The sequence below is a fragment of the Thiomicrospira aerophila AL3 genome (genome assembly GCF_000227665.2).
Classification (GTDB): Bacteria; Pseudomonadota; Gammaproteobacteria; order Thiomicrospirales; family Thiomicrospiraceae; genus Thiomicrospira; species Thiomicrospira aerophila.
This window is the reverse complement of sequence record NZ_CP007030.1, coordinates 977,028-1,003,237: the sequence shown is the minus strand read 5'-3', so window position 1 is coordinate 1,003,237 and position 26,210 is coordinate 977,028. Positions and strand designations below refer to the sequence as shown.

General features: G+C 46.1%; 22 protein-coding genes. 9 read left to right on the top strand and 13 right to left on the bottom strand.

Features of this window, described 5'->3' with window-relative positions; genetic code table 11:
* Nucleotides 1–37: 37 nt before the first annotated feature.
* From THIAE_RS04790 to gyrA, 5 genes are read right to left on the bottom strand one after another with little or no spacing between them, the layout of a single operon-like run.
* Nucleotides 38–913, bottom strand: coding sequence for a prephenate dehydrogenase (locus tag THIAE_RS04790; RefSeq protein WP_006460275.1), 876 nt, complete (start codon nt 911–913; stop codon nt 38–40).
* Nucleotides 914–2,005, bottom strand: a complete 1,092-nt coding sequence (gene hisC, locus THIAE_RS04785; protein WP_006460274.1) for a histidinol-phosphate transaminase — start codon at nt 2,003–2,005, stop codon at nt 914–916. It lies immediately after the preceding gene.
* A gap of 20 nt (nt 2,006–2,025) precedes the next feature.
* The gene (gene pheA / locus THIAE_RS04780; protein WP_006460273.1) at nt 2,026–3,120 is read right to left on the bottom strand and encodes a prephenate dehydratase; all 1,095 of its coding nucleotides are present in this window, start codon (nt 3,118–3,120) and stop codon (nt 2,026–2,028) included.
* A gap of 9 nt (nt 3,121–3,129) precedes the next feature.
* Complete coding sequence (gene serC / locus THIAE_RS04775; protein ID WP_006460272.1) at nt 3,130–4,203, bottom strand: 3-phosphoserine/phosphohydroxythreonine transaminase; 1,074 nt, start codon at nt 4,201–4,203, stop codon at nt 3,130–3,132.
* On the bottom strand, nt 4,203–6,830 hold the full coding sequence (gene gyrA, locus THIAE_RS04770) for a DNA gyrase subunit A (protein ID WP_006460271.1): 2,628 nt from the start codon (nt 6,828–6,830) through the stop codon (nt 4,203–4,205). Before gyrA ends, serC begins: the two co-directional genes overlap by 1 nt.
* Nucleotides 6,831–6,977: 147 nt before the next feature.
* Between gyrA and ubiG the strand changes: the two genes are divergently transcribed.
* The 7 genes from ubiG (at nt 6,978) to THIAE_RS04735 (ending at nt 10,832) form a co-directional block, all read left to right on the top strand.
* Nucleotides 6,978–7,682, top strand: a complete 705-nt coding sequence (gene ubiG, locus THIAE_RS04765) for a bifunctional 2-polyprenyl-6-hydroxyphenol methylase/3-demethylubiquinol 3-O-methyltransferase UbiG (RefSeq protein WP_041483050.1) — start codon at nt 6,978–6,980, stop codon at nt 7,680–7,682.
* Nucleotides 7,683–7,684: 2 nt separating this feature from the next.
* Nucleotides 7,685–8,371, top strand: a complete 687-nt coding sequence (locus THIAE_RS04760) for an HAD family hydrolase (protein ID WP_006460269.1) — start codon at nt 7,685–7,687, stop codon at nt 8,369–8,371.
* The gene (locus tag THIAE_RS04755) at nt 8,368–9,081 is read left to right on the top strand and encodes an SDR family NAD(P)-dependent oxidoreductase (protein ID WP_006460268.1); all 714 of its coding nucleotides are present in this window, start codon (nt 8,368–8,370) and stop codon (nt 9,079–9,081) included. Before THIAE_RS04760 ends, THIAE_RS04755 begins: the two co-directional genes overlap by 4 nt.
* A 400-nt stretch (nt 9,082–9,481) precedes the next feature.
* Nucleotides 9,482–9,748, top strand: coding sequence for a hypothetical protein (locus tag THIAE_RS04750; RefSeq protein WP_025299320.1), 267 nt, complete (start codon nt 9,482–9,484; stop codon nt 9,746–9,748).
* Nucleotides 9,709–10,230 carry a DUF4143 domain-containing protein gene (locus THIAE_RS04745; RefSeq protein ID WP_322785311.1) on the top strand — a complete coding sequence of 174 codons (522 nt, stop codon included), beginning with the start codon at nt 9,709–9,711 and terminating at the stop codon, nt 10,228–10,230. Before THIAE_RS04750 ends, THIAE_RS04745 begins: the two co-directional genes overlap by 40 nt.
* Before the next feature lie 57 nt (nt 10,231–10,287).
* Complete coding sequence (locus THIAE_RS04740; protein WP_006460266.1) at nt 10,288–10,557, top strand: CopG family ribbon-helix-helix protein; 270 nt, start codon at nt 10,288–10,290, stop codon at nt 10,555–10,557.
* Entirely contained in the window at nt 10,554–10,832 is a 279-nt protein-coding gene (locus THIAE_RS04735; RefSeq protein ID WP_006460265.1) for a type II toxin-antitoxin system RelE/ParE family toxin, read from the top strand. The genes THIAE_RS04740 and THIAE_RS04735 overlap by 4 nt, the downstream gene beginning before the upstream one ends.
* Nucleotides 10,833–10,906: 74 nt before the next feature.
* On the opposite strand, the gene THIAE_RS04730 is transcribed toward THIAE_RS04735, so the two are convergent.
* The gene (locus tag THIAE_RS04730; protein WP_006460264.1) at nt 10,907–11,230 is read right to left on the bottom strand and encodes a hypothetical protein; all 324 of its coding nucleotides are present in this window, start codon (nt 11,228–11,230) and stop codon (nt 10,907–10,909) included.
* 271 nt (nt 11,231–11,501) lie between these two features.
* Between THIAE_RS04730 and THIAE_RS04725 the strand changes: the two genes are divergently transcribed.
* A complete protein-coding gene (locus tag THIAE_RS04725; protein WP_025299318.1) occupies nt 11,502–11,759 on the top strand; it encodes a hypothetical protein in 258 nt (85 codons plus the stop codon).
* A gap of 62 nt (nt 11,760–11,821) precedes the next feature.
* Here the strand turns inward: THIAE_RS04725 and THIAE_RS04720 are convergent, their stop codons facing one another.
* From THIAE_RS04720 to prfB, 3 genes are all read right to left on the bottom strand, one after another.
* A complete protein-coding gene (locus tag THIAE_RS04720; RefSeq protein WP_006460262.1) occupies nt 11,822–14,134 on the bottom strand; it encodes a Tex family protein in 2,313 nt (770 codons plus the stop codon).
* A 72-nt stretch (nt 14,135–14,206) separates the two neighbouring features.
* Nucleotides 14,207–15,730, bottom strand: a complete 1,524-nt coding sequence (lysS, locus tag THIAE_RS04715; RefSeq protein ID WP_006460261.1) for a lysine--tRNA ligase — start codon at nt 15,728–15,730, stop codon at nt 14,207–14,209.
* Nucleotides 15,731–15,927: 197 nt separating this feature from the next.
* Nucleotides 15,928–17,023 (bottom strand): peptide chain release factor 2 gene (gene prfB, locus THIAE_RS04710; RefSeq protein ID WP_157868722.1). Its coding sequence is split into 2 segments (ribosomal slippage): nt 15,928–16,950 and nt 16,952–17,023, totalling 1,095 coding nucleotides; the frame shifts between segments, so codons are not numbered across the junction.
* A gap of 121 nt (nt 17,024–17,144) precedes the next feature.
* Here prfB and THIAE_RS04705 point away from each other — a divergent pair.
* Nucleotides 17,145–17,795 (top strand): DUF5610 domain-containing protein, encoded by a 651-nt coding sequence (locus THIAE_RS04705; protein ID WP_006460259.1) that lies wholly within the window; start codon nt 17,145–17,147, stop codon nt 17,793–17,795.
* 29 nt (nt 17,796–17,824) lie between these two features.
* Here the strand turns inward: THIAE_RS04705 and THIAE_RS04700 are convergent, their stop codons facing one another.
* The 4 genes from THIAE_RS04700 to purL form a co-directional block, all read right to left on the bottom strand.
* Nucleotides 17,825–18,691: a universal stress protein gene (locus tag THIAE_RS04700; protein ID WP_006460258.1), complete on the bottom strand. Its 867-nt coding sequence runs from the start codon at nt 18,689–18,691 to the stop codon at nt 17,825–17,827.
* On the bottom strand, nt 18,692–20,185 hold the full coding sequence (locus tag THIAE_RS04695; protein ID WP_025299317.1) for a SulP family inorganic anion transporter: 1,494 nt from the start codon (nt 20,183–20,185) through the stop codon (nt 18,692–18,694).
* A gap of 65 nt (nt 20,186–20,250) precedes the next feature.
* Entirely contained in the window at nt 20,251–22,173 is a 1,923-nt protein-coding gene (locus tag THIAE_RS04690) for a 5'-nucleotidase C-terminal domain-containing protein (RefSeq protein ID WP_006460256.1), read from the bottom strand.
* 164 nt (nt 22,174–22,337) lie between these two features.
* Nucleotides 22,338–26,210 carry a phosphoribosylformylglycinamidine synthase gene (gene purL / locus THIAE_RS04685; protein ID WP_025299316.1) on the bottom strand — a complete coding sequence of 1,291 codons (3,873 nt, stop codon included), beginning with the start codon at nt 26,208–26,210 and terminating at the stop codon, nt 22,338–22,340.

Genomic DNA, 26,210 nt, shown 5'->3' with positions numbered 1-26,210 from the left:
GTCTTAATCTATACTTTTAAAATTAAATTGAGAAATATTATGAGGTGCGATTAACTATATGCGCATCGCGAGCCGCTTTCGCCGTCGCAAATAATTGCTGCAATGCAGCACCGTTTTGGGTTTGCAATAACTGGGCTAATTTTGCTAATTCAGCCTGGTAAGCGTCTAACCACTTGAGAATGGCGCTATGATTTTGTAGTGCAATATCGCGCCACATGCTGGCATCACTTGACGCAATACGGGTAAAGTCACGAAACCCACCTGCGGTGTACTGAAATACATTACCTAGTTCAGGATGCTCATTGAGCATATCAACAAGGGCAAAGGCTAATAAATGCGGTAAATGACTCGTCGCAGCAAAAACTTCGTCATGATAAGTGGCAGACATACTAGACACCTGCGCACCAACGGCTTGCCATAAAGCATGCACCCAAGCTATAGCCGCTTCATTAGTATGACTGAGTGGGGTTAAAATCACCCGATGACGTTGATAGAGTTCGCTATCCGCGGCCTCGACACCACTTTGTTCGCGACCTGCAATCGGGTGGCCCGGCACAAATTGCGCTGGACATTCACCTAGCAGGCCTGCTATTTCTGCAATAACACTTGCCTTCGCGCTGCCCACATCGGTTACGACCGCATCAGGCGCTAAAAAAGGTGCAATTTGCTGATAAATCGGCGCAATACTTCCCAAAGGTACCGCTAACACCACTAAATCAGCTCCGGCTACCGCCAGGGTTGGATCAGTATAAGCTATATCTATCACGCCAAGCTCAAGTGCTTTGTTAAGATTAGTGCTGTTGCGGCCACAGCCGACTACTTCGTTTACTAAACCTAGCTGCTTAAGCTTGAGTGCAAACGAGCCGCCAATTAACCCAACTCCAATGACCGCTAAACGTTGAACCTGTTGCAATTAACTCACCTGCGCCAAAGCCGAAAGCAAGTGGGCATTTTCAGCTTCAGTACCAATAGAAATGCGTAAAAAATCAGCCATGCCGTAATTGGCGACCGGACGCACAATAACGCCTAGTTGCAACAATTGTTGATTAATGCTGGCTGCATTAGGCCCCATATTGACACAGACAAAGTTACCTTCAGAAGGCAATGGCTGATAACCCATTTGAGTTAAAGCAGTGATCACTTTAGAGCGTTCTTGCTTATTTAGCGCCACCGATGCCGATACAAAGTCTTGGTCACCTAATGCTGCCACGGCACAGACTTGGGATAGTTCGTTAACGTTAAATGGAGCTCGAATTCGATTAAGCAAGCCCACCACCTCTGGCTGTGCTAATAAATAACCAACCCGTAGCGCTGCTAAACCATAGGCTTTTGAAAAAGTGCGTGTGACAATCACATTCGGGTAGTTGTCCAGCAAAGCAAGGCCTGATGGCGCGTCATCGCGTTCAACATATTCAAGATAAGCTTCGTCATAGACCACCACGACATGGGCTGGAACTTGTTGCATAAACGCATCCAAGGCTTGGGCATTAAAAAAGCTACCTGTCGGATTATTAGGGTTTGCCAAATAAATAATTTTGGTTTTTGGCGTAATCGCTGCCGCCATCGCAGCTAAATCGTGACCATAATCCTTGGCGGGCACCTGTACCGGCGTCGCACCAACGATCTGCGCCGTGATGCCATACACCGCAAACGCATATTGCGAGAAGATAATTTCATCACCCGGACCGGCAAACACGCGTCCAACAAACTCAAGTAACTCATTTGAACCATTGCCTACCATGACCTCAGCCATAGTACGCTGAGTAAACTCGGCAATAGCTGAACGTAGATAATAGGCATTACCATCTGGATAGCGCCCTAAGGTTTTTAACGCCGCCTGTGCCGCCTGCTCAACCCTCTGACTCACCCCTAATGGGTTTTCATTAGAAGCCAGTTTAGTAACACGCGATAAACCTAGCTCACGCTGTAGTTCCGATACCGGTTTGCCAGGAATATAAGGACTAATATTGGCAACATGGGGTAAGGCTTGGTCAACAATAGCCATAATCTTGAAGGCTCCTACAATTAATTTAGAGGCGATACTGGGTAAGAACCCAATAGTTTAAAGAAACGCGCATTCGTCTGCACTTCGGCCAAGGCTTCAGCCACCGCAGGATCCTGTTGATGACCGGTAATATCGATATAGAACATATAATCCCATTTTTGATCACTGGCTGGACGCGACACAATTCTCGTCATGCTAATGTTACGTTTGGCAAAACTGTCTAAAATGCGCAATAACGCCCCTGCTTCATTGGCTAGAGATAAAATCAACGCGGTTTTGTCTTCACCACTGGGTGTTGGCGCATGCCGCCCAATCACCCAAAACTTGGTAGTGTTATTTTGCGCATCTTCGATATGGGATTTAAGGATATTTAATTGATACAGTGACGCGGCTTGTTCAGACGCAATTGCCGCTACATCAGCATGTTCTTGCGCCATTTTGGCCGCTAACGCATTGGAATCAACGGCCTCGAGTTTGACACCTGGTAAATTGTTACGTAACCAAGTACGACACTGACCCAAGGCTTGAGGATGGGCTAATACTTTACTGATGGTGTGTAGTTGCTTAGATTGACCCAATAAACAATGATGGATTGGCAATTCAACCTCGCCGGTCACGGTGGCGTGGGTGCTAATTAAACAATCTTGGGTCGTCGTTACCGCCCCTTCTGTTGAATTCTCTAACGGAACGACGCCATAATCAACCTGGTTTGTGTCTACGACTTTAAATACATCCTCTATCGTGGACACAGGCACAGGTTGCGCAAAGCTACCAAATTGCTTTAAGACCGCGGCATGGGTATAACTACCCTCTGGCCCCAAATAAGCAACCCGCAATGGCTGCTCTAACGCTAAGCACACTGACATGATTTCGCGAAACAGTCTGGCCATATCATCATCAGACAATACACTCGTGTTACGTGCTTTAACCGCACGCAATACCTGTGCTTCGCGCTCCGGACGATAAAAAACCGCTTCAACACGTCCACCTTGGGTTTTGATATCAGCGACTTGTTTGGCACAGAGCGCGCGTTGAGTAATTAATTGCTGAATTTGCTCATCGATGGTATCAATTTGCTGCCGAATTTGGAGAAGTTGTTCTGCTTCCGTTGCCACGCATACCCCCTAAGCGTAACGATTTGCAAAATCGCGCATAAAATCGATTAACGCATCCACACCCTCTTGTGGCATGGCATTGTAAATGCTGGCACGCATCCCGCCGACCAACTTGTGCCCCTTGAGGTTGAGCAGGCCTGCTTCTTTCGATTCTTTTAAAAAGGTACTGTCTAACGAGGCGTCTTGTAATGTAAAGGGTACATTCATCCAAGAGCGCTGTTCTTTTGGCACAGGGTTAGTATAAAAATCAATAGAATCAATCGCTTGATAGAGGCGATAAGCTTTAGTTTGGTTATGCTCGGCCATCGCCGCCAACCCGCCCTGCTGCTTAATCCAATTAAATACCAGGCCTGCTAAGTACCACGAATAGGTAGAAGGCGTATTAAACATCGAGTCATTATCGGCATAAGTTTGCCAGTTAAGTAATGTGGGCGTAATGTCGCGTGCTTGTCCAACCAAGTCTTCACGCACAATGACAATGGCTAGGCCAGCGGGTCCAATGTTTTTTTGCGCACCGGCGTAAATCATGCCAAATTTTGACACATCAATCGGACGTGACAAAATGGTCGATGACATATCCGTTACTAATGGAATGCCTTCTGGTACATTCGGCAGATTTAAAAACTCCACCCCACCAATCGTTTCATTGGCGGTGTAGTGAATATATTTAGCCTGCGCAGAAAATTTCCATTCGCTTTCATCTGGAATCATCGCATGGTTGTCACACACCACATTGACCTGCGCATAACGACTGGCTTCTTTAATGGCTTTAGCAGACCAAACACCGGTATTAAAGTAATCCACTACTTCACCCGTGTCGGCTAGATTCAGCGGAATCGCACTAAACTGTAACGACGCGCCACCATGAACAAACAGCACCTTGTAGTTGTCTGGAATCGCCATAATTTCACGCAAGGTTTGCTCAGCATGATGCGCCATCGCCATGTAGTCCTGAGAACGATGGCTCATTTCCATCACCGACATGCCGGTACCATGCCAATCTAAAAATTCAGCTTGTGCTTGCTGCATCACGGGTTCTGGCAGCATCGCCGGACCCGCACTAAAGTTAAATGTACGCGCCATTATTGTTCATTTTCCTGTTGTTGCGTGGATTCATCATCTGTTGCGGTTAAGGTTGGAGCAGGGTTTTCATCTGTTGGCTCTATGTTTTCGTCTTCATCATCAGACATATTGACCACAGCAAGCCCAACCACCCACTCATCGGACCCGACATTAATCAGTTTCACCCCTTGGGTATTGCGCCCAACCACGGATATTTCCGCCACACGCGTTCTAACCAAAGTGCCTTTATTAGTAATCAACACCACTTCCTGATCTGGCGTGACCGCTACGGCCGCTACTACCTTACCATTACGATCAGTGGTTTTAATCGAAATAACCCCTTGGCCACCGCGATTAATCGTCGAGTAATCTTCAACAGGTGTACACTTGCCAAAACCATGTTCAGTCGCTGTTAAAATTAAGGTGTTAGCCTGTGCGATTTGCATCGACATGACGGCTTGGCCTTCAGCCAGCTTCATACCTCGCACGCCGCGTGCCTGACGTCCCATGACGCGGACATCATTTTCATCAAAACGTATTGCTTTGCCACCATCCGCAAACAACATCACGTCTTGTTCACCATAGGTTAAGGCCGTGCCAACTAATTCATCGCCATCGAGTAAATCGAGTGCAATAATGCCATTAGCACGAGGACGTGAAAAATCGGCTAGCTTGACTCGTTTCACGATCGCATGTTTGGTAGCCATAAATACAAAGTGACTGTCATCAAATTCACTGACCGGCAAAATGGATGAAATGCTTTCACCTGCTTCTAATGGGAAGACATTCACTATGGGTTTGCCACGGGCACCGCGCCCTGCTAAAGGCAGCTGCCAGGTTTTTTTCCAATACAACTTGCCGCGATTAGAGAAACACAACAACATATCGTGGGTGCTGGCGACCAAAATCTGACCCACTTCATCCTCTTCTTTCATCGCAGTGGCCGACTTACCGCGGCCTCCGCGTTTTTGGGCGCGATAATCACTTAAAGGCTGGGTTTTAATGTAACCATCTTGAGAAAGCGTGACAATTCGGTCTTCAACCGCAATCAAGTCTTCTTCGTCCAAGTCTAAATACGCGTGATCAATTTCAGTCCGACGGGCGTCGCCATATTCTTCTTTAACCGCAATCAGTTCTTCACGTACCACTTCGGTTAAGCGATCCGGATTGCGCAAAATCTCCAGGAATTCAAAAATCTTCGCAATCAGCGCCTTATATTCTTCAAGAATTTTGTCTTGCTCTAACCCGGTTAGGCGATTCAAACGCATATCCAAGATGGCTTGTGCTTGCACCGGTGATAGACGGTAGCTATCTGCCGAGACCATTCCAAAACCAGCCGCTAAATCTTCTGGGCGGGTATCATTTGCTTCTACACGTTCTAATAATTGCAGGACATGCCCGGCAGGCCAATCACGTTCAAGCATCCGCTCTTTGGCGATTTGTGAGGTTGCAGAGGACTTGATCAGTTCGATCATTTCATCGATGTTACTCAAGGCAACCGCTAAACCTTCGAGCAAATGGGCTTTTTCACGTGCTTTGCGTAGTTCGAAAATAGTCCGGCGTGTCACCACTTCACGGCGATGGCGCACAAAGGCTTGAATTATTTGTTGCAGATTGAGCAACTTAGGTTGACCATTAATCAGCGCCACCATGTTGATACCAAACACGGTTTGCATAGCGGTTAACTTATAAAGATTATTAATCATCACATCAGCGTTTTCACCGCGACGCAATTCAATCACAATCCGCATCCCATCTTTGTCCGACTCATCACGTAATGCGGTGATGCCGTCAATTTTCTTTTCTTTAATCAGCTCGGCAATCCGCTCGATCAACTTGGCCTTGTTAACCTGATAAGGGATTTCGTTAACGATGATCGCTTGCTTACCAGACTTATCGGTTTCAATTTGGGTTTTAGCGCGAATTTGCACCCGACCACGCCCGGTCTCATAGGCTTCACGTATGCCCCGCGTGCCATTGATAATGCCATAGGTTGGAAAATCTGGGCCTGGCATGTGTTCAATTAAGCCGGCGACATCAATATCAGGGTTTTCAATGTAGGCTAAGCAGGCATTAATTGTTTCAGTTAGGTTATGCGGTGGAATGTTAGTCGCCATACCCACCGCAATACCAGCTGAACCATTGACTAAAAGGTTAGGGATGCGACTTGGCAGCACATTCGGTTCAGATTCAGAACCATCATAGTTAGGCGTAAAATCAACAGTTTCTTTATCAAGGTCTGCCAATAATTCATGGGCGATTTTGGCCATCCGCACTTCGGTGTAACGCATCGCAGCAGGATTATCGCCATCAATCGAGCCAAAGTTACCTTGACCATCCACCAACATATAGCGTAACGAAAAGGGTTGCGCCATACGAACAATGGTGTCGTAAACCGCCGTATCTCCATGGGGGTGATATTTACCAATTACGTCACCGACCACACGTGCCGATTTTTTATAAGGTTTATTGTAATCGTTATGCAATTCATTCATCGCAAACAACACACGACGATGTACCGGTTTTAAACCATCTCGCACATCAGGTAAGGCGCGCCCAATGATGACACTCATGGCATAACTTAAATAGGATTGTTTCATTTCCTCTTCTAAGGAAATGGGATGTATTTCACGTGCAAATTCCGACATGCCGCATCCACTTTTGTTTAATTTGACATAAATATGAATTATAACCTATTTCAGCTCAATATCCCCAGTTCTGCCTGTAGAAAAAAAGACAAGTTAGCCGAGTTTCGCTAAACTATGCGCACGCTTTTAGCCGCTAAGGATGCGAATATGTCACAGTCAGCCAATGTCGATGCGCAACAAATAGACCTGTTTAACCAACAGGCCCATCAATGGTGGGACCCTAACGGTCAGTTTAATGCACTGCATAAACTCAATCCATTACGAATGGCCTTTATCCAACAACACCAAGACTTTCCGGAACAAAAAATTCTGGACGTGGGTTGTGGCGGCGGAATTTTAGCCGAAGCCATGGCGCAAGCCGGTGCAGAGGTAACCGGATTAGACCTGGCCGACGATTTGTTACAAGTCGCCCGTTTGCATGCGCTAGATAGCGGGGTCAAGGTGAACTATGTGCTAGAAGATGTGGCCGACCATGCGCAGGCGCACGCTGAACACTATGATTTGGTGACCTGTATGGAAATGCTAGAACATGTACCCGATCCGCAAGCTATTTTGCACGCCTGTGCCAAAGCCGTTAAGCCAGGTGGCTGGGTGATTTGTTCAACACTCAATCGCTCCAATAAATCCCTGTTGTTAGCTGTGATTACCGCTGAGTATGTTCTAAATTTGGTTCCTCGTGGTACGCACCATCATGACAAATTCATTAAACCCAGTGAACTAACCCAGATGGGACGACAAGCAGGCCTGGTAATGCAAAGCACGGCGGGCATGGAATTTAACCCCATCCTCAAGCGCTATCGACTTAATGATGATTTAAGTATCAATTATTTAATAGCCTTTAAAAAAGTATAGTCATGAGCAAAACGTCCAACCTTTTCGATTGTGTGCTGTTTGATTTAGATGGTACCCTACTAGATACCTCTTATGATTTTAGTTATGCGCTAAATCTATTATGTGAACAACATCAGCTGACCCCACCTAGCTATGATCGGGTTCGCAATACCGTATCGCAAGGCGGCGCGGCGGTCACCGCCCTCGCATTTAATCCTAACGATACCGACGCATTTGAACAACACCGCCAAGCTTTTTTAGCCCTGTATAAACAACATATTCATCTGCATACCCAAATATTTCCAGGCTTATTAGCAGGCCTGGTTCACTTGGCTAAGGTTAATATGCCCTGGGGCATTGTGACCAACAAACCGCAAGGTCTCACCGAACACCTATTAGAGCATTTTAGTTTTCCAAGCGCACCGAAAACGGTCATTTGTGGCGACACCTTGGCGGTTAGAAAACCCCACCCAGAACCTATGTTACTGGCCGCATCAGAATGCGGGGTTGATCCTAAACGCTGTTTATATCTTGGCGATCATCCTCGTGATATCGAAGCGGGTATTAATGCCGGGATGCAAACAGGTGCGGTGTTGTTTGGCTATATGCCACCTGAAAAAATGACTAATCTCGATCAAGCTGATTACGTTTTCAGAACCCCATTTGATATTACGCAATTTTTAACAAAAAAGGCTAACCCATTGTTATGAATGACATTTCAACTCAAAAAACCTTTTTAATCACCGGTGCGGCTCATGGTTTAGGCCATGCACTAGCGAGAGCATTACATCAAAAAAATCATCAACTTATTTTGCTTGATAAGGATCTAAAAGCACTTAACAAGCTTTATGATGAATTAGCCGAAGACAACTGGGGCAATGTTTACCTTTTTCCAATGGATTTAGCCGGCTCGGCACAGGCTGAGTTTATGCAGCTTGAAACAGGTTTAGCTGAGTTTAAGCAATTAAATGGCCTATTTTTAAATGCAGGAATTTTACCGGCACTCACGCCAATAGAGCACTTTGATCCCCTGCAATGGTATGAAGTGATGCAAACTAACCTGAATGCCAATTTCCATCTAATCCAAAGCTGTTTGCCTAAACTAACAGCCGGCCACGATAACGACAAGCAGGCCTGGTTGGTGGCTATTTCTGATCAAGCAATCAGTCAACCACAAGCCTATTACGGTGCTTATGCCGTAGCCAAAGCCGGTTTAGAACAGTTGGTTAAATTGACCGCTATTGAAAACCCGGCAATTAAAGCGGTTATTGCCCAACTGCCCCCTTTAGCTGGGCATTTTAGAAGCAAACTTTATCCGGGCGAGCCGCCTTGCCAAAATGAAACGGTCGAGTCTGCCGCCGAGCGAATAGTTAACGCCTGTTTTAAGCAACAAAAACAAGAAGATATAGCAATCTTTTAACGTAGCTACGAAGCTACCAAGAACACAAAGAAATTGCCGGATCGGTCGGTTATATCGTTTTGCGAGCCGAAACGCCCAGCCAAATTTTTGAATGGGCAACCGACACCTATCACAAAAAACATTATCCGGAAGTCAAACCGGAATGGTTCTGTCAAATAAAACAAACTTACAATCAAAACAGTTCAAGCTAATTCAATAAAAAAACGCTGTATAGTCAATTGATTGCCACCATAAAAGATACCGAAAATAACAGTCAAGTTAACCGAAAAACAAACCGGAACATGAGCGCTTATATATGAATGAACTAACTCCATTTTTGCCCGCAGAAACAAATCCCAAAAGGCAAACCTTATTGAAAGCGAAGGGACTCACCCAGCTGATATTGAGAAAGCCATAAAAAGTGCCCACCGATGACCCGATTTCGCCTGAATATCTGAAGCGCGTGCCCCATTTATTGATTAAGGGTTCGATGAAAAAAGGTGAAGCGCACCACCTGATGGGATGCACCGAACGTCATGCAAGAGATATCCTTAAGGGGTTAAAAAACCGAGGGGTTATTAAGGATTTAGAGGATTCAGTTCGCTCTCCGTTTACCTTGCATTTTGACAGTGACATGTTGAGTTTTTTATTTCCAAGCCTCGTTCCAGTAAGCAAGACATTGATTTAAATCGTCAGAATGGCCGCTACCTGCTCACAGGGTCAGCCAATCTGCTTGGCATGAAGAATGTACAAGACTCGCTGGCTGGGCGTTTAGGTGTGCTCGAACTCACTCCCTTTAGCCTGCGTGAACTCAATAACCACCCGCAAAACCTGCTGGATGATTTATTCGATGGCGCAATAACACAACAAACACCAACGTTAGACAAACCCGTCATTGAACAGATGCTAAGTGGTGGTTATCCAGAAATGCAAACCCTCTCCGACGCACGTTTGCAAAAACTTTGGATAGGCGCTTACATCACCAAACGCCATGTCAAAATGCCAAAATTGTTTTTTATGGATACCGGGGTGTTGTGCAATATGTTACAAGTGAATTTAGACAGCTTTTGGCAAAGCCCTTATCGCGGCTCAGTAACGGAAAACTTTGTGTTTGTAAATAACTTTAGAGCGACAATTGGTTTCGTCATAGAGTTACGCTTAACTAGTTGACTTATTCTAAATGAATAACTATTATTGAATCTGATTAAAATTATATAGGAGCTCGTCATGATTCAAACAGAGACTCGTGTACTAACCGCACACATTCCACTTGATATGGCCAATCAAATAGACCAACTGGCGGGAAAACTTGAACGCTCAAAAAGCTGGATTATCAAACAAGCATTAGCTTCTTGGATTGAGCAAGAGTCCTTACGAGAACGCTTAACCCGTGAAGCACTTGCGGATGTTGACGAAGGCAACTTTGTTAGCCATGATGACATTCAAGCTTGGGCGATGAGTTTAAATAGTAATCAATCCAAGCCCACTCCAATATGATCAAACTGATCTGGACAAGCAAGGCAACGTCAGACCTTGTTCGACTTCATGCGTTTTTAGAACCACACAACAAACAGATAGCGGCTAAAGTCACACAATCACTCGCTCATGCACCCAACAATCTTATTACCCACCCAAGACTCGGTGAGCGACTTGATGAATTTATCGACAGAGAGGTGCGCCGCATTTTAGTCGGTGACTATGAGATGCGTTACGAACTTCAAAAAGACACCATCTATATATTACGCATCTGGCATACTAAAGAGCATCGTTAAACGAGGTTACACCAAAGACACCGCCACTATCTAATCTAGCGTTTAGCTAGACGACTCATACAAATACCGTGTCATCACTTTCTAGCAAGACCATCAATGATCGAACAAACATAGTGCGTCAGTTCGCTGTCTTTTTGGTAATCTGCCGCCATGCCTACGTTTACCCGCCCTTCTTTGATTAAATGCGAAACGGCCGTTCTTTCTGTGGTGTTTGGATTATAAACCGCAACGGAATGACCACCATAATCCTTAACAAGTCGCATCGATGGAATATCGGTTTCACCATCGCCGATAAACAACATCTGCGGAAATGGCACCGGTCTTTCTGCGTGTGGGATAAATTTGTTAATCAATGAATTATCGCGGAAATAACCATGAAACGGTACACCATATAACAAAGAACATTATCCGGAAATTAAACCGGAATGGTTCGGTTAAATAAGTCAAACTCACAATCGGAAAAATTAAAAAACCTTGTATAATAAAATCGGTGAACCCATAAAAGATACCGGAAAATAACAATCAAATTAACCGGAAAACAAACCGGAACATGAGCGCTTATATATGAATGAACTAACTCCATTTTTGCCCGCAGAAACAAATCCCAAAAGGCAAACCTTATTGAAAGCGAAGGGACTCACCCAGCTGATATTGAGAAAGCCATAAAAAGTGCCCACCGATGACCCGATTTCGCCTGAATATCTGAAGCGCGTGCCCCATTTATTGATTAAGGGTTCGATGAAAAAAGGTGAAGCGCACCACCTGATGGGGTGCACCGAACGTCATGCCAGAGATCTCCTTAAGGGATTAAAAAACCGAGGAGTCATTAAGGATTTAGAGGATTCAGTTCGCTCTCCGTTTACCTTGCATTTTGGCAGTGATATGTTGAGTTTTTTATTTCCTAGCCTCGTTCCAGCATACGACTAAATCCCAACTGACGGTATTATTCAGAAAATACAGCACTTTATTGCGCATCAACTGGCATGTAACTAACGCTTTAACGCGGCAAACTTATCCGCCAAGGTGCCAAAGCCATTATTGTTTGGTGTTGGCTTGGCCGTTTTTTGATCAGCGGTTTTTCGTTCAACCTTGTTTTGTGTAGCAGACGCTGCCAGGCCTGCTGAACTGAGCGTGGGGTTAGACTTCATCGACAAACTAATCCGTTTGCGCGCGACTTCAACGTCTAATACCGTCACCTTAACCACTTGGCCTGCTTTGATCACTTGATGTGGGTCGGAGACAAACTGATCCGCTAAATGCGAAATATGCACCAAGCCATCTTGGTGAACACCGACATCAACAAAGGCACCAAAGTGCGTCACATTAGTGACCACCCCTTCTAGCACCAGGCCTGGTGCAAGGTCTTTGAGCTCCGTGATGGACTCATCAAAACGCGCCGTGACAAAACTGGGGCGCGGATCACGCCCTGGCTTTTCAAGCTCGGCCACAATATCCATTAAGGTTGGCATGCCAATGGTGTCGGCCACAAACTCATTCAATTTAAGTTGCTTTATCAGGGTCGGCTGACCAATTAAATCAGCCACTTTCACCCCTAAACGGGCGGCCATCTTGGTCACAATCGAATAGGATTCAGGGTGAACAGCCGATTGATCGAGTGGATCTTCACCGTCACGAATACGCAAAAAGCCAGCCGCCTGCTCAAACGCTTTTGGCCCTAAGCGTGGCACCAACCTTAGTTGTTTGCGTTGATTAAAGCGGCCATTGGCATCACGCCAAGCGACAATATTGTTGGCTAAAGTCGGTGATAAGCCAGATACATAGCCTAGTAAGGCGCTCGATGCGGTATTTAAATCCACTCCTACCGAGTTAACACAGTCTTCAACCGTGGCCTGCAATGCTTGCGCCAACGCGATTTGATTAACATCATGTTGATACTGGCCGACACCAATTGCTTTTGGGTCAATCTTGACCAATTCTGCCAAGGGGTCTTGTAAACGTCGCGCAATCGACACGGCGCCACGAATGGTCACATCTAAATTTGGAAACTCTTGCTGGGCCAAACTTGATGCTGAATAAACCGACGCACCCGCTTCAGAAACCATCGCTTTTTGCGTGCTAGTCAGCCCAAACTCCTTTAGCGTTTCAGCCACCAACTGATCGGTTTCGCGTGACGCCGTACCATTGCCAATACTGACCAGCTCAACCTGATATTGCTTAATCAGCTTAGCGAGGATAGCTTTACTCTGCTGCCATTGTTGTTGCGGCACATGAGGATAAATGACCTCTTGATGCAAAAACTTACCGGTTTGATCCACTACTGCCAGCTTCACCCCAGTTCGATAACCTGGATCGAGCGCTAAAGTGACTTTGGCGCCCGCCGGTGCGGCCAGCAATAAATCTTTTAGGTTGTGGGCAAATACCTCAATGGCCGTCTGCTCCGCCTGTTCACGCAAACGGCTAAATAATTCAGTTTCTAGCGATTTGGCTAATTTTAAGCGCCAGGCCTGCTGCAACGCCTGCATCAACAAGCTTTCACAAGGCGTATTGGTGATGCGTAATTGATAAAAAGCTCGCATCTGTTCTACATAGGGATGAACCGCATAATCTTGTTGATCTGGCAGTTCGAGTTTTAGGCGCAAAATCGCAGCCGCTTCCCCCCGAAACAAGGCTAAAGCACGATGCGATGGAATTTTGCTAATCGCTTCTTGATAAGCATAATAATCTTTAAATTTCTCACCTTCATCCACAGCATCTTTAATCTGTGTGCTCATCACCACACCTTCACGCCATAACCTTTCGCGCAATTGAGCAACCAGGCCTGCTGCCTGTGCAAAATGCTCTACCAGAATATCTTGCGCACCACTGAGCGCAGTCGCTGTGGAATCAATGTCTTTCTCTGAGTTAACAAAGGCTTGCGCCTGCTCTTCGGGGTTAAGATTGGGGTCAGCTAACAGCGCCAAGGCCAAAGGCTCCAGGCCTGCTTCTTTTGCTTTGGTGGCTTTTGAGTTACGCACCGGTTTAAACGGACGATATAAATCTTCTAATAGCGTTTTGCTCGCACAGGCGAGGATATCAGCTTCAAGTTCAGGGGTGAGTTTTTGCTGGGCGGCAATACTGCTTAGAATTGTTTGTTTGCGTTCTTCAAGGCTGGTTAAATAAGCGAGGCGTGTTTCAATATCGCGCAGTTGATGGTCCTCAAGACCAGCGGTCACTTCTTTGCGATAACGCGCAATAAACGGAACGGTGGCGCCTTCAGCAAATAACGCCATCGCGGCGGCAACTTGATTCGGCTGCACGGCTAATTCATTGGCAATAATCTTGGCAAAAGTTTGCTCTGTCACCCTAGTTACTCCTGATATTAAAAAAAACCCCAGAAAACTGGGGCTTGAGTGTCACACTTACAGATAAAAAGTTTATCCTTGATGACGCATGTGCGGAAATAGCAATACGTCTTTGATGCTGGCTGAATCCGTGAATAGCATCACTAAACGGTCAATGCCGATGCCCTGTCCGGCGGCCGGTGGCATACCGTGTTCTAGCGCGGTGATAAAGTCGGCATCATAATGCATAGCTTCGTCATCACCGGCATCCTTCGCCTTAACTTGCTCCATAAAGCGTTCCGCCTGGTCTTCGGCATCGTTTAACTCTGAGAAGCCATTCGCTAATTCACGCCCACCGATAAACAACTCAAAACGGTCGGTGACAAACGGATTGGCATCATTACGGCGTGCCAAAGGTGACACTTCTGCCGGGTATTCGGTGATAAAGGTCGGCTCCATTAAACGGTGCTCAACCGTTTCTTCAAAAATTTCGGTTTGGATTTTACCCAAACCATAACCAGGCCTGATATCAATTTTCAGCTTTTCCGCCAAGGCGATGCAGTATTCGATGTCGTCTAAATCATCGGCATTGACACCTTCGTTGAACATCGCAATCGATTGTTTTAATGGAATACGCGCAAACGGCTGATCGAAATGGAACACCTGTCCTTGGTAAGGCACTTCGCCGGAATTTAACACCAAGTGCGCCAGTTCTTTAAACATTTCTTCGGTGTAATCCATCATGTCGTTATAGTCGGCATAGGCTTCATAAAACTCGACCATGGTAAACTCAGGGTTATGACGGGTTGATAGCCCTTCGTTACGGAAGTTGCGGTTGATTTCAAACACTTTTTCAAAGCCGCCGACCAACAAACGTTTCAAGTAAAGCTCTGGCGCAATGCGCAAGTAAAGCGGCATATCAAGCGCATTATGATGGGTCACAAAGGGTTTTGCGGATGCGCCACCGGGAATCACTTGCATCATCGGGGTTTCAACTTCCATAAATCCTTTGCGCACAAAAAATTCGCGCATCGCGTGAATCACCTTGGAGCGGACTTCAAACGTCTTACGGCTTTGCTCAGACATAATCAAATCCAAATAACGCTGGCGGTAACGCACTTCTTGGTCTTGCAGGCCGTGGAATTTATCCGGCAGCGGACGCAGCGATTTGGTAATCAACTCAATCGATTCAACGTGAATAGATAACTCGTCGGTATTGGTTTTAAACAAATAGCCGCTGACCCCAACGATATCGCCCAAGTCCCATTTTTTAAACTGTTCGTTATAGAAGCCTTCTGGCAAGTCATCACGGGTGACATACACTTGAATGCGGCCACTCATGTCTTGCAAAGTCGCAAAACTGGCTTTACCCATAATGCGACGCAACATCATACGACCGGCCACTTTAACGCGAACCGGCTCCATTGCTGCCAATTCTTCTTTGGTTTTATGACCATAGGTGTTTTGCAAATCCTGCGCCAATACATCACGACGGAAGGTGTTCGGATAGGCTTGACCCGTTTGACGTAAACCCTCTAGCTTGGCGCGGCGCTCGGCAATAATTTTATTTTCGTCTAGCTCAGGCGTGTTTGAAGATGTTGATTGCTGTTCTGACATGTTACATTCCTAATTTTGTCTGTTTTTTTACCACAGAGAGACGAAGCTTTTTTTAATTTGTGAAGTGCGTAGCCTTTGTGCTCCAGAGACGCCTCTTTTTTCGCAGAAAAAAGCCGAAGGAGTCGGGGCACAAGGCGAAAGCACCTTAAAAAAACTTATAAAAACTTCGTGCCTTCGTATCTCTGTGGTTAATCCAATTACAATCCGGCTTTTAAGCTGGCTTCAATAAACTGATCTAAATCGCCGTCCAATACGGCGGTGGTGTTGCCGGTTTCTACACTGGTACGCAAATCTTTAATGCGCCCAGAATCTAATACATAAGAGCGAATTTGACTGCCCCACCCAATATCCGATTTCGATTCTTCAAGGGTTTGCTTTTCACTATTACGTTTTTGCATTTCCAGCTCATAGAGCTTGGCTCGTAGCTGCTTAAAAGCTTCATCTTTGTTCTGGTGTTGCGAGCGACCATTTTGACACTGCACCACGGTATTGGTTGGCAAATGGGTAATCCGCACCGCTGATTCGGTTTTGTTAACGTGCTGACCACCCGCGCCACTGGCACGATAGACATCAATGCGAAGATCGGCTGGGTTAATATCGATCTCAACATTATCATCCACTTCCGGCGAAATAAACACCGATGCAAACGAGGTATGACGGCGATTACCGGAGTCAAACGGTGATTTACGCACCAGACGATGCACACCGGTTTCGGTGCGCATCCAGCCATAGGCGTAATCCCCCACCACATGAATGGTGGCGCCTTTAATACCGGCCACTTCGCCGTCGGACACTTCTAACACCTCGGCTTTAAAACCTTTCGATTCAATCCAGCGCAAATACATCCGCAATAACATACTCGCCCAATCCTGCGCTTCGGTACCGCCTGAGCCGGACTGAATTTCCAAGTAACAGTTATTGGCATCCATTTCACCGGAGAACATGCGCTGAAACTCAAGTTCATCTAACTTGCTTTGTAATTGCGTTAATTCGGACTCCACTTCAGCAACCATCGCTTCGTCTTGATCCATTTCGGCCATTTCAAGCAATTCTTTACAGGCGTCTAGGCCACCGGCTAAATCATCAAGTGTGCCGACAATCTTATCCAGTTGGACTTTTTCTTTGCCCAGTGCTTGCGCTCTTTCAGGGTTATCCCAGATTTTTGGGTCTTCGAGTTCACGCGAAACTTCAACTAGACGTTCTGATTTGGTTTCATAGTCAAAGATACCCCCTAAGCACGAGGCTACGACTGGCATAATCTTCGATACGATTATAAATTGGATTGAGTTCCATACCCTGCTTCACAACAAATTTTAAAGCGCGCATCATAGCACTTTTCTGCAATTTTGTCCTAAGGATTCAACGTGTTTGGCCGTAATGCTTTAAGAGCAAACTCATTACTGAGGACAGAAAAATGACAAGTATTAATCCTGCGGCAAAGGCTATACTAACCCCTGCACAAAACAATTCGAGTGCCAACGCAAACAACCCCGCGCAAAAAGGCTTAAATCAAGCACAAGAAAAATCCGGCGGACAAGCACCAGGCCTGGTGGTGAATGTTGGCGGTGTTGAACAACAAGCCAGTAAAGAAACCGCCCGTATTCAAGCGCAAGCGAGCATTATTCAGCACCTGTTTGGCGATAAAAATACTGGCGATCAAAATGCGTTAAAAATTCTATTTCAGGAAGCCATCGATCAAATCAATCAAGCACTCGAAGCTGACTTAGGGCCTGATGCCATTAGCGCCGAACGTCTGGCGGAACAAGGCGGGATGGATTATTGGTCACCGGAAAATACTGCAGGACGCATTGTACAGGGTACAACGGCGATGTTTGAAGCCTTTAAAGCCGCTAATCCAAAGCTAGAAGGCGAAGCAGCTCTTGATAAATTTTTAGAGGTGATTGGTGGCGGCATTGAACAAGGCTTTCAACAAGCCACTGACATGTTGACCGGTTTTGGTGTATTTGATGGCAGCATCAAAGATAATGCAGAAAAAACCTATCAATTGGTGCAACAGGGTTTACAAGATTTTAGAGCGCAACAGCTAGAAAAGCTGCAGGCATAACCCTAAGGCTAAGTCTGCAGCTTCGTTATTTAACGAATCAATAGCACTGAAGTGGTGGTGCGCTGCAGGACTTTTAACGCCATGCTACCAAAAAATAATTGATGTAATGAACCATGGGTTAATGCACCCATAACAATTAAATCAATAGCTTGGGTTTGTTGATAGGTTAACAAAGCGGTTTGTGGATCGCCATTTAACAAGGCAGTGCTATAGTGTCGGCCTGAACGGATTAGTGATACTTCAGCCGCCTCTAAAATAGCCTGACCAATCTGTGGCTTATCATTAACGTGTACCAGGTGAATCTCAATGTCAGCATAGAGCGGACTTTCACAAACGAACTTTAACGCTTTACGCGCAGCCTCGGTATCGTTGTAGGCCAGCAATAGACTCCTAGGCGCTTGAAAGACACCATTAACCACATAAATAGGCTTATGTATTGCGCGAATGGTGTCTTCGAGTTGCGCGCCCATCACTTTTTCTTGGTCTTCATGGTCTTCACCGCGCAGCCCCACCACTAACACACGAATCTGATCTTCAATGCCTTTAAGTGCTTCAGCTAAATTACCGTGACGTTGTTTGGTCATGATATTTTTAATCGCAAGACCGGCCAAACGATGTTTTTGGGCGTCCAGCAGTTGCTTACCCTCTACAATAAGGCGTTTACTTTCTGCGCGTTCTTGCTCTGCCAATTCTTGAATCAAATCTTCACGCATATTCGGTCGATAACTCGCTGAATGATCAATCGGACGAGTCAACCCATCGCGCTCAAGTGTATGCATAATTTCAAGCGGCGAATTCACTTGCTCGGCAATCCAAGCCGCCGCATCCACTACATGATCCGACATGGCTGAGCCATCAATACAGGCTATGACCCAATGCTGTTGTAACTTATCCATTTAGTGTTCCCCCATCAATTTTGCCGCTTTCTTAGGATCCTGATGCACAGCATATTTATCCACCAAGCTTTCACTGGCATGATTTAAACCTAACACTTCTACATCCGCCCCCTCACGGCGTAATTTAATGACCACTTTATCGAGGGCGTAAACGGCGCTAATATCCCAAAAATGGGCGCCACTCACATCAATCACGACCTTACTGGATACCGCTCTGAAATCAAAACTATTAATAAACTTATCTGCTGAGTTAAAGAACACATCACCCAGTATTCTGTAGGTGCGAATATCCTGCTGCGGGTCATAATCTTGTTCAACCGCCATAAATTGTGTCATCTTATAGGCCATAAATAACGCGGCTAAGATCACACCAGATATCACACCAAAGGCTAAATTATGTGTCCAAAGCGTAATAATAACAGTCGCCAACATCACAATCGTTGCGGACATAGGATTAGTACGCATTTCCGGAATCGACACCCAACTAAAGGTCCCGATAGACACCATAATCATAATCGCTACTAACGCGGCCATTGGCACAACCGCTAAATAGTCTGCTACAAAGACCACCATCACCAATAGCATCACGCCTGCGGTAAAGGTTGATAAACGCCCGCGTCCACCCGATTTAATATTGATAACCGATTGACCAATCATCGCACAACCTGCCATACCACCGGTTAGGTTTGATGCAATATTCGCCACACCCTGACCTTTGCACTCACGGGCCTTGTCTGAATCCGTATCGGTCATTTCATCGAGCACTTGTGCAGTTAACAAGGACTCTAATAACCCAACTAGGGCAATCGCAACCGCATAAGGCAAAATGATCCATAAGGTTTCTAAATTAAATGGCACATCAGGCAGCAAAAATACCGGTAAGCTATCGGGTAACTCACCTAAATCACCAATGGTGCGTACATCAATCCCCATGGCGAGAACAATGGCTGTCAGCACAATAATGACCACCAAAGGCGATGGAATCAATTGGCCAATTTTAGGGATATACGGAAATAAATATACAATGACTAAACCGAGTGCTGTTAAAGCATAAACATGCCACGTCACATTGGTAAGCTCAGGTAATTGCGACATAAAAATTAAAATCGCCAGCGCGTTTAAAAACCCCGTCATTACTGAGCGTGAGATAAAACTAATAAAACGATCTAATCTAAGATACCCGGCCAAGATTTGCAGCAGGCCTGCTAAGATACCCGCCGCCAATAAATATTCTAGGCCATGGTCTTTAACAAGATTAATCATCAGCAAAGCGGTCGCCGCGGTCGCTGCGGAAATCATCCCCGGACGCCCACCGACTATCGCAATCACCACGGCAATGGTAAATGAAGCATATAAACCCACTTTAGGATCCACGCCGGCGATAATTGAAAAAGCAATCGCCTCAGGAATAAGCGCTAAAGCCACTACGATACCCGCCAGTACATCGCCTCGGATATTTCCTAGCCAGTCTTTTCGTTTTTGAGAAAGTAACATAATTTTTCCGAATAAAAAAACCCAGCCGTAGGCTGGGTTAACAATCATTAACTTAAAGGCGTTAATTAAATTAACTTGCCTGCATAGTCTGCTAAACCTGGATCATTCTTAACACCGATCAAGGTTGGGTGATTCACCTTATCAAGCTTCACAACTCCGTTGTTTTTCTTGGCTTCACGGCGTAGATAATCAGCTACGATGTCCCATACTAAGCGACCATCACCTACTGTATCAACTTGTGCCCAACCAGTAACAGAATAAGATTTATCCATTTCGATTGGGGTGCCATCATCCAACACCATATTAGAAATACGGTTGCCTAAGGCTTCGTTTGGATCAATGGTGTAATCCATGCCACCTAAACGTACCATGTCACCACCTGATTGCAGGTAAGGGTCGATAACGAAAAGGTTTTCCGCAATGCCTTCAAAAATGTCTTTAAGCTGTGCACCGGTTAACTCAGTACGGTAGGTTTCACCATAGGTCAATGAAGTTTCGTCCATTAGACGCTCCATGGTAATCATCTCACCGGCCATGACTGAGGTACCCCAGCGAACACCCGCAGACATAGCGATTTGAGCATCATGCTCTTCACGCAATGCGTTAACGATGATCTGGTCCCAGGTTCCCATGAAGTTACCACGACGATAGAGTGTTTCACCTGCAATGGCGAGTTCTTCGCTCAAAATCTCACCGTAGGTTTTACCTAAACGATCTGGATTAACACGATACTTAGGATTACGCGCTTCGATAACGTTTTCGTCATACTTGCGTGCATACAAGTCATCAATAAACTTCTGCATTTCTGGATCAGCAGGCAGGATATTCGCGAATACCGGCAACAGGCGGTAATGCACATCTTGTAGCTTGCCATCTTTAATGTCTAAGTCCATTACGCCAACAAACTTGCCGTTTGAACCCGCATTGGTCACATAACAGGTGCCGCCATCTGGGCGCTGTACTTTAGTTGGTGCAGGCATACCATCGTGGGTGTGACCACCAAAGAAGGCGTCGATTCCTGACACGCGGCCGGCCATTTTGATATCCACGTCCATACCATTGTGAGAAATAACCACAATAGCGGCCACGTTTTCGTTTGCCTTGATATGGTCAACCGTTTCTTGTAATTCTTCTTCACGTAGACCGAAAGACCAGTCTGGGAAGTTAGCAATTGGGTTAGCGTTTGACATACGTGGGAAAGTTTGACCAATCACAGCAATACGGTTACCGTTGATGGTCTTTACTGTATAAGGCTTAAACGGACGCAATTCGTCTTCGTTGTATAAACCATGGCCATATTTTTCGGCTAGTGCATAATATTCATCACCAAATAACGCATCTTCACGAAGACGGGTGTTTTGTGAAATATACTCACCCTTGAATGCTTGCAGGTTACGTAATACTTCTTCTTGTGCATAAGTAAATTCCCAATGCCCAGTCATCACATCCACACCTAGGATATTGGTTGCTTCAACCATATCCATACCACGTGTCCACAAAGCAGTAGCAGAACCATGCCAAGTATCGCCACCATCCATAAGGATAGTATTTTCACGACCGCCTGCTTGCTTGCGCAACATATCCATTAAGGTTTTAAGGTGAGCATAACCACCTAAGCGACCATATTTTTTCGCCGCTTCATCAAAGTCTAGGTAGGTGAAGGCATAAGCTTCAGCAGAACCCTCTTCGATTTTTACGCCACTTTCAGCTAGGCTTTCTAATAACTTTTTACCCACGATGTGTGGACGCTGACCATGTGCTGGCCCAACACCCAAGTTTACGTTAGGTTCACGGAAGAAAATAGGTTTTAGCTGCGCGTGAGTATCAGTAGTATGCAGCAAACGAACATTACCTTTCATTGGCATATCATACATTGAAAGATCAGCGCCACTTGGCTTGCCACCCATTGCACGTGCACCAGCAGGTAACATACCTGCCGCAGCGGCTACAGCCATTACATGTAAAAACTCACGACGACTCAAAGACATAAGGTCTCTCCGTTTTATAATTATAAATTAAGCGCAAGCGCTTCCCAAAAAGTCCAACTAAGTTAACCAAAAGCCGGAATAAAGTCAAACTAGCCTATTAGTTCTTACTAAAGAATTATCTTATAGCGCTCTAAAGTTACTTTATGAGCGCAGATTTCTTGCTACTAACCAACCCAACGGCGCGCGTTACGGAATAATCGCATCCAGGGTGCATCCTCAGTCCAATCATCAGGACACCAAGAATGCTGTACCGCACGAAAAACCCGCTCAGGATGCGGCATCATAATAGTGACACGACCATCATCGGTGGTTAAACCAGTAATACCCTGAGACGATCCATTTGGGTTAAAGGGATAACGTTCGGTAGGTACACCTTTCGCGTTAACATAACGCAAGCCAATATGAGCCTGCGTCGCGTCGCCCCCTGCGAGGTTAAAATCAACCCGACCTTCACCATGCGCAACAGCAACAGGAATACGACTGCCTGCCATTCCGGCCAATAAAATGGAGGGCGATTCTTGCACTTCAACTAAGGATAAACGCGCTTCAAACTGCTCCGAGCGATTGCGCACAAAAGCGGGCCAATGCTGCGCACCAGGAATGATTGTTTTTAAATTCGACATCATTTGGCAGCCATTACATACCCCTAAACTAAAGGCATCATCACGGTTGAAGTAGGCTTCAAATTCATCGCGCGCTCTTGGGTTAAATAGAATAGAACTCGCCCAGCCACGCCCCGCTCCTAAGACATCACCATAGGAGAAACCGCCACAGGCCACTAAACCTTTGTAGTCCTGTAACGAAATGCGCCCTTCAAGAATATCACTCATATGTACATCAACCGCACTGAAGCCGGCGCGATCAAACGCAGCGGCCATTTCTTGCTGACCATTTACTCCCTGTTCACGTAGAATCGCCACTTTTGGACGTACGCCAGTCTTAATAAACGGTGCACTGATATTGTCATTAATATCAAATGTGGCTTTGGCAACCAACTCGGTCGCTTCACTATCGGTGATCGCATCAAACTCTTGCTGAGCACAATCGGCATTGTCACGCAAAGCTTGCATCCGATAAGACGTTTCAGACCACCAGGCCTGGTAATGCGATCGTGCGCCACTGAGCAAAGTGTGACCATTATGTACAAACTTGATTTCGTCGCGATTGTTTAACTGACCAATCCAGTGACTAAGGCTGTCCAAGCCCAAATCAACAAGAATAGCATTGACCTTTTCTAAATCAGTTTGCTTAACTTGTAGTACCGCACCTAGTTCTTCTGCTGCCAAAGCCGCAATCGGTTCATTACCTAGCGCACTGACATCAATATCGATACCACAATGACCGGCAAAAGCCATTTCCATTAAGGTCACGAGCAAGCCACCATCGGCACGATCATGATAAGCATGAATCAATCCCTGTTCATTCATTTGCTGAATAGCATTAAAAAACGCAATTAAATCCTGCGCGCTATCCAGATCGGCGCTGCACTCACCCACCTGATTATAAACCTGGGCTAGACAACTGCCCCCTAAGCGGTTTTGCCCCCGTCCAAGATCAATGACAAGCAGCTGGGTCGCACCTATATCGGTGCGCAATTGTGGCGTTAAGGTTTTACGCACATCGAGTACAGGCGCAAAAGCGGTAATATTTAAAGATACCGGCGCAATTACGGCTTTATGCTGACCTTGCTCCTGCCAAACGGTTTTCATAGACATTGAGTCCTTACCGACAGGAATCGCAATGCCAAGCGCTGGACACAATTCCATCCCGACCGCCTCAACAGCGGCAAATAACGCGGCATCCTCACCCGGATGCCCCGCCGCCGCCATCCAGTTAGCTGACATCTTGATGTCACTGAGATTTTCAATTCTGGCGGCAGCAACGTTGGTAATCGCCTCCGCGACAGCTAACCGCGCTGACGCTTTCGGATTGATTAACGCAACCGGTGGACGTTCACCCATCGCCATGGCTTCACCAAAATAACCTTGATAATCTGCGGCAGTCACGCCCACATCAGCCACCGGCACCTGCCAAGGGCCGACCATTTGATCACGCGTGACCATGCCAGTAATCGAACGATCACCAATAGTAATTAAAAATGATTTACTCGCAATGGTGGGCAGTTTTAGCAAGCGCTCGGTCACTTCTTCAAGATTAAGAATGGCTGATTCAAAACCAGGCTGACCAATCACACGGGTTGCTACGTCACGCTGCATCTTAGGAGGCTTACCTAGTAATACATTTAAGGGTAAATCAACTGGATTAGCGTCTAACAACCTATCGCGCACTTGCAGTTTCTGTTCGGCAGTTGCCTCGCCTACAATGGCATATACAGCCCGCTCACGTTGGCAAATAGCCTCAAACTCAGCTAAGCGATCAGGATAAATGGCCAACACATAACGCTCTTGTGATTCATTACACCAAATTTCCATCGGCGACATGCTGGGTTCATCATTAGGCACCTTGCGCAAGTCAAATAAACCGCCACGACCGGCATCGTTGACTAACTCAGGGAAGGCATTCGACAATCCGCCCGCCCCCACATCATGAATTGACGCAATCGGATTAGCGTGACCTAAATAAGTACAACGATCAATCACTTCTTGCGCACGACGCTCCATTTCAGGGTTATCGCGCTGTACGGAAGCAAAATCTAAGTCTTCGGCGCCGGCGCCGGTATCGACGCTGGATGCAGCTCCGCCACCCAAACCAATTAACATGGCCGGACCGCCCAATACTACTAACTTAGCACCGACAGGAATGTCTTGCTTTTTGACGTGCATATCACGAATGTTGCCTAAACCACCTGCCAACATGATTGGCTTGTGATAACCACGCATTTCTTCGCCTTCTTCGGTCAATAAAGGGTTTTCGTAGGTTCTAAAATAGCCATTGATCGCTGGACGGCCAAATTCATTATTATAGCCAGCTGCGCCTAAAGGCCCTTCAAGCATAATATCCAATGCCGAAACAATGCGTCCTGGACGACCATAATCGCGCTCCCAAGGTTGTTTAAACCCTGGAATGTTGAGGTTAGACACTGTAAAACCCGTTAAGCCAGATTTGGGCTTAGAACCCTGCCCGGTGGCACCTTCATCTCGAATCTCCCCACCCGCTCCTGTTGCCGCACCTGGAAAAGGTGAAATGGCTGTAGGGTGATTATGGGTTTCGACTTTAATCTGAATATGAGTCGGTTCATTGGAATAACCATATTCAGCGGTTTTTGCGTCAGGAAAAAAGCGCGTAGCTTGGGGGCCAGCCAATACTGCAGCATTATCACTATAGGCTGATAACACACCGTCTGAATGGTGCCGATAAGTATTGCGAATCATGCCAAATAGGGTTTGATCTTTTGCCTGCCCGTCAATAATCCAGTCGGCGTTAAAGATTTTATGGCGGCAATGCTCGGAGTTCGCTTGCGCGAACATCATTAACTCTGCATCAGTAGGATTGCGTTGTAATTGTTTAAAGTTAGTCACTAAATAATCAATTTCATCCGCACTTAGCGCTAGGCCTAGGGACTGATTAGCTTGGACCAACGCCTCACGACCACCTTGTAAGATATCGATATGATTGACATTACGTGGCTGCCCCTGCTCAAATAGACTCGCTAACTCAGCTTGATCCGTCCAAACCTGTGATGTCATGCGATCATAGAGTTTGGCAAAATAGGCACTGGCTTGATGAGTATCATAGCCTGATAAATAGTAGGCGGTGCCACGCTCAACGCGTGTCACTTCGCTAAAGCCAGATAAATGCGCTATATCGGTAGCCTTGCTTGACCAGGGCGAAATAGTGCCGGCACGTGGTGTGATTAGGCAACTTGGTTGTGCAACCATTGCAGCTATTTCGTGCTCTTGTCCATTTAATAACAAACTTAAACTTGCGCGTCTTGCATCAGTCAAGGGTACATGGCTAGTCACCATGTAAAACCATTGACTGCGCAGCTGGCTTAATGGGCCTTGCTGTTGTAATTTTACTGACAATTGCTGCAGACGATATTCAGAGTGGGCAGACTGACCCCAGATAATGTACAT

Excerpts from the sequence above, each read along its gene's own strand:
- THIAE_RS04735 (WP_006460265.1), top strand. The coding sequence starts at position 10,554 with ATGATCAAACTGATCTGGACAAGCAAGGCAACGTCAGACCTTGTTCGA.
- purL (WP_025299316.1), bottom strand. The coding sequence starts at position 26,210 with ATGTACATTATCTGGGGTCAGTCTGCCCACTCTGAATATCGTCTGCAG.
- THIAE_RS04695 (WP_025299317.1), bottom strand. The coding sequence starts at position 20,185 with ATGTTACTTTCTCAAAAACGAAAAGACTGGCTAGGAAATATCCGAGGC.
- THIAE_RS04705 (WP_006460259.1), top strand. The coding sequence starts at position 17,145 with ATGACAAGTATTAATCCTGCGGCAAAGGCTATACTAACCCCTGCACAA.
- THIAE_RS04740 (WP_006460266.1), top strand. The coding sequence starts at position 10,288 with ATGATTCAAACAGAGACTCGTGTACTAACCGCACACATTCCACTTGAT.
- lysS (WP_006460261.1), bottom strand. The coding sequence starts at position 15,730 with ATGTCAGAACAGCAATCAACATCTTCAAACACGCCTGAGCTAGACGAA.
- serC (WP_006460272.1), bottom strand. The coding sequence starts at position 4,203 with ATGGCGCGTACATTTAACTTTAGTGCGGGTCCGGCGATGCTGCCAGAA.
- THIAE_RS04690 (WP_006460256.1), bottom strand. The coding sequence starts at position 22,173 with ATGTCTTTGAGTCGTCGTGAGTTTTTACATGTAATGGCTGTAGCCGCT.
- THIAE_RS04700 (WP_006460258.1), bottom strand. The coding sequence starts at position 18,691 with ATGGATAAGTTACAACAGCATTGGGTCATAGCCTGTATTGATGGCTCA.
- THIAE_RS04760 (WP_006460269.1), top strand. The coding sequence starts at position 7,685 with ATGAGCAAAACGTCCAACCTTTTCGATTGTGTGCTGTTTGATTTAGAT.
- THIAE_RS04755 (WP_006460268.1), top strand. The coding sequence starts at position 8,368 with ATGAATGACATTTCAACTCAAAAAACCTTTTTAATCACCGGTGCGGCT.
- hisC (WP_006460274.1), bottom strand. The coding sequence starts at position 2,005 with ATGGCTATTGTTGACCAAGCCTTACCCCATGTTGCCAATATTAGTCCT.
- ubiG (WP_041483050.1), top strand. The coding sequence starts at position 6,978 with ATGTCACAGTCAGCCAATGTCGATGCGCAACAAATAGACCTGTTTAAC.
- gyrA (WP_006460271.1), bottom strand. The coding sequence starts at position 6,830 with ATGTCGGAATTTGCACGTGAAATACATCCCATTTCCTTAGAAGAGGAA.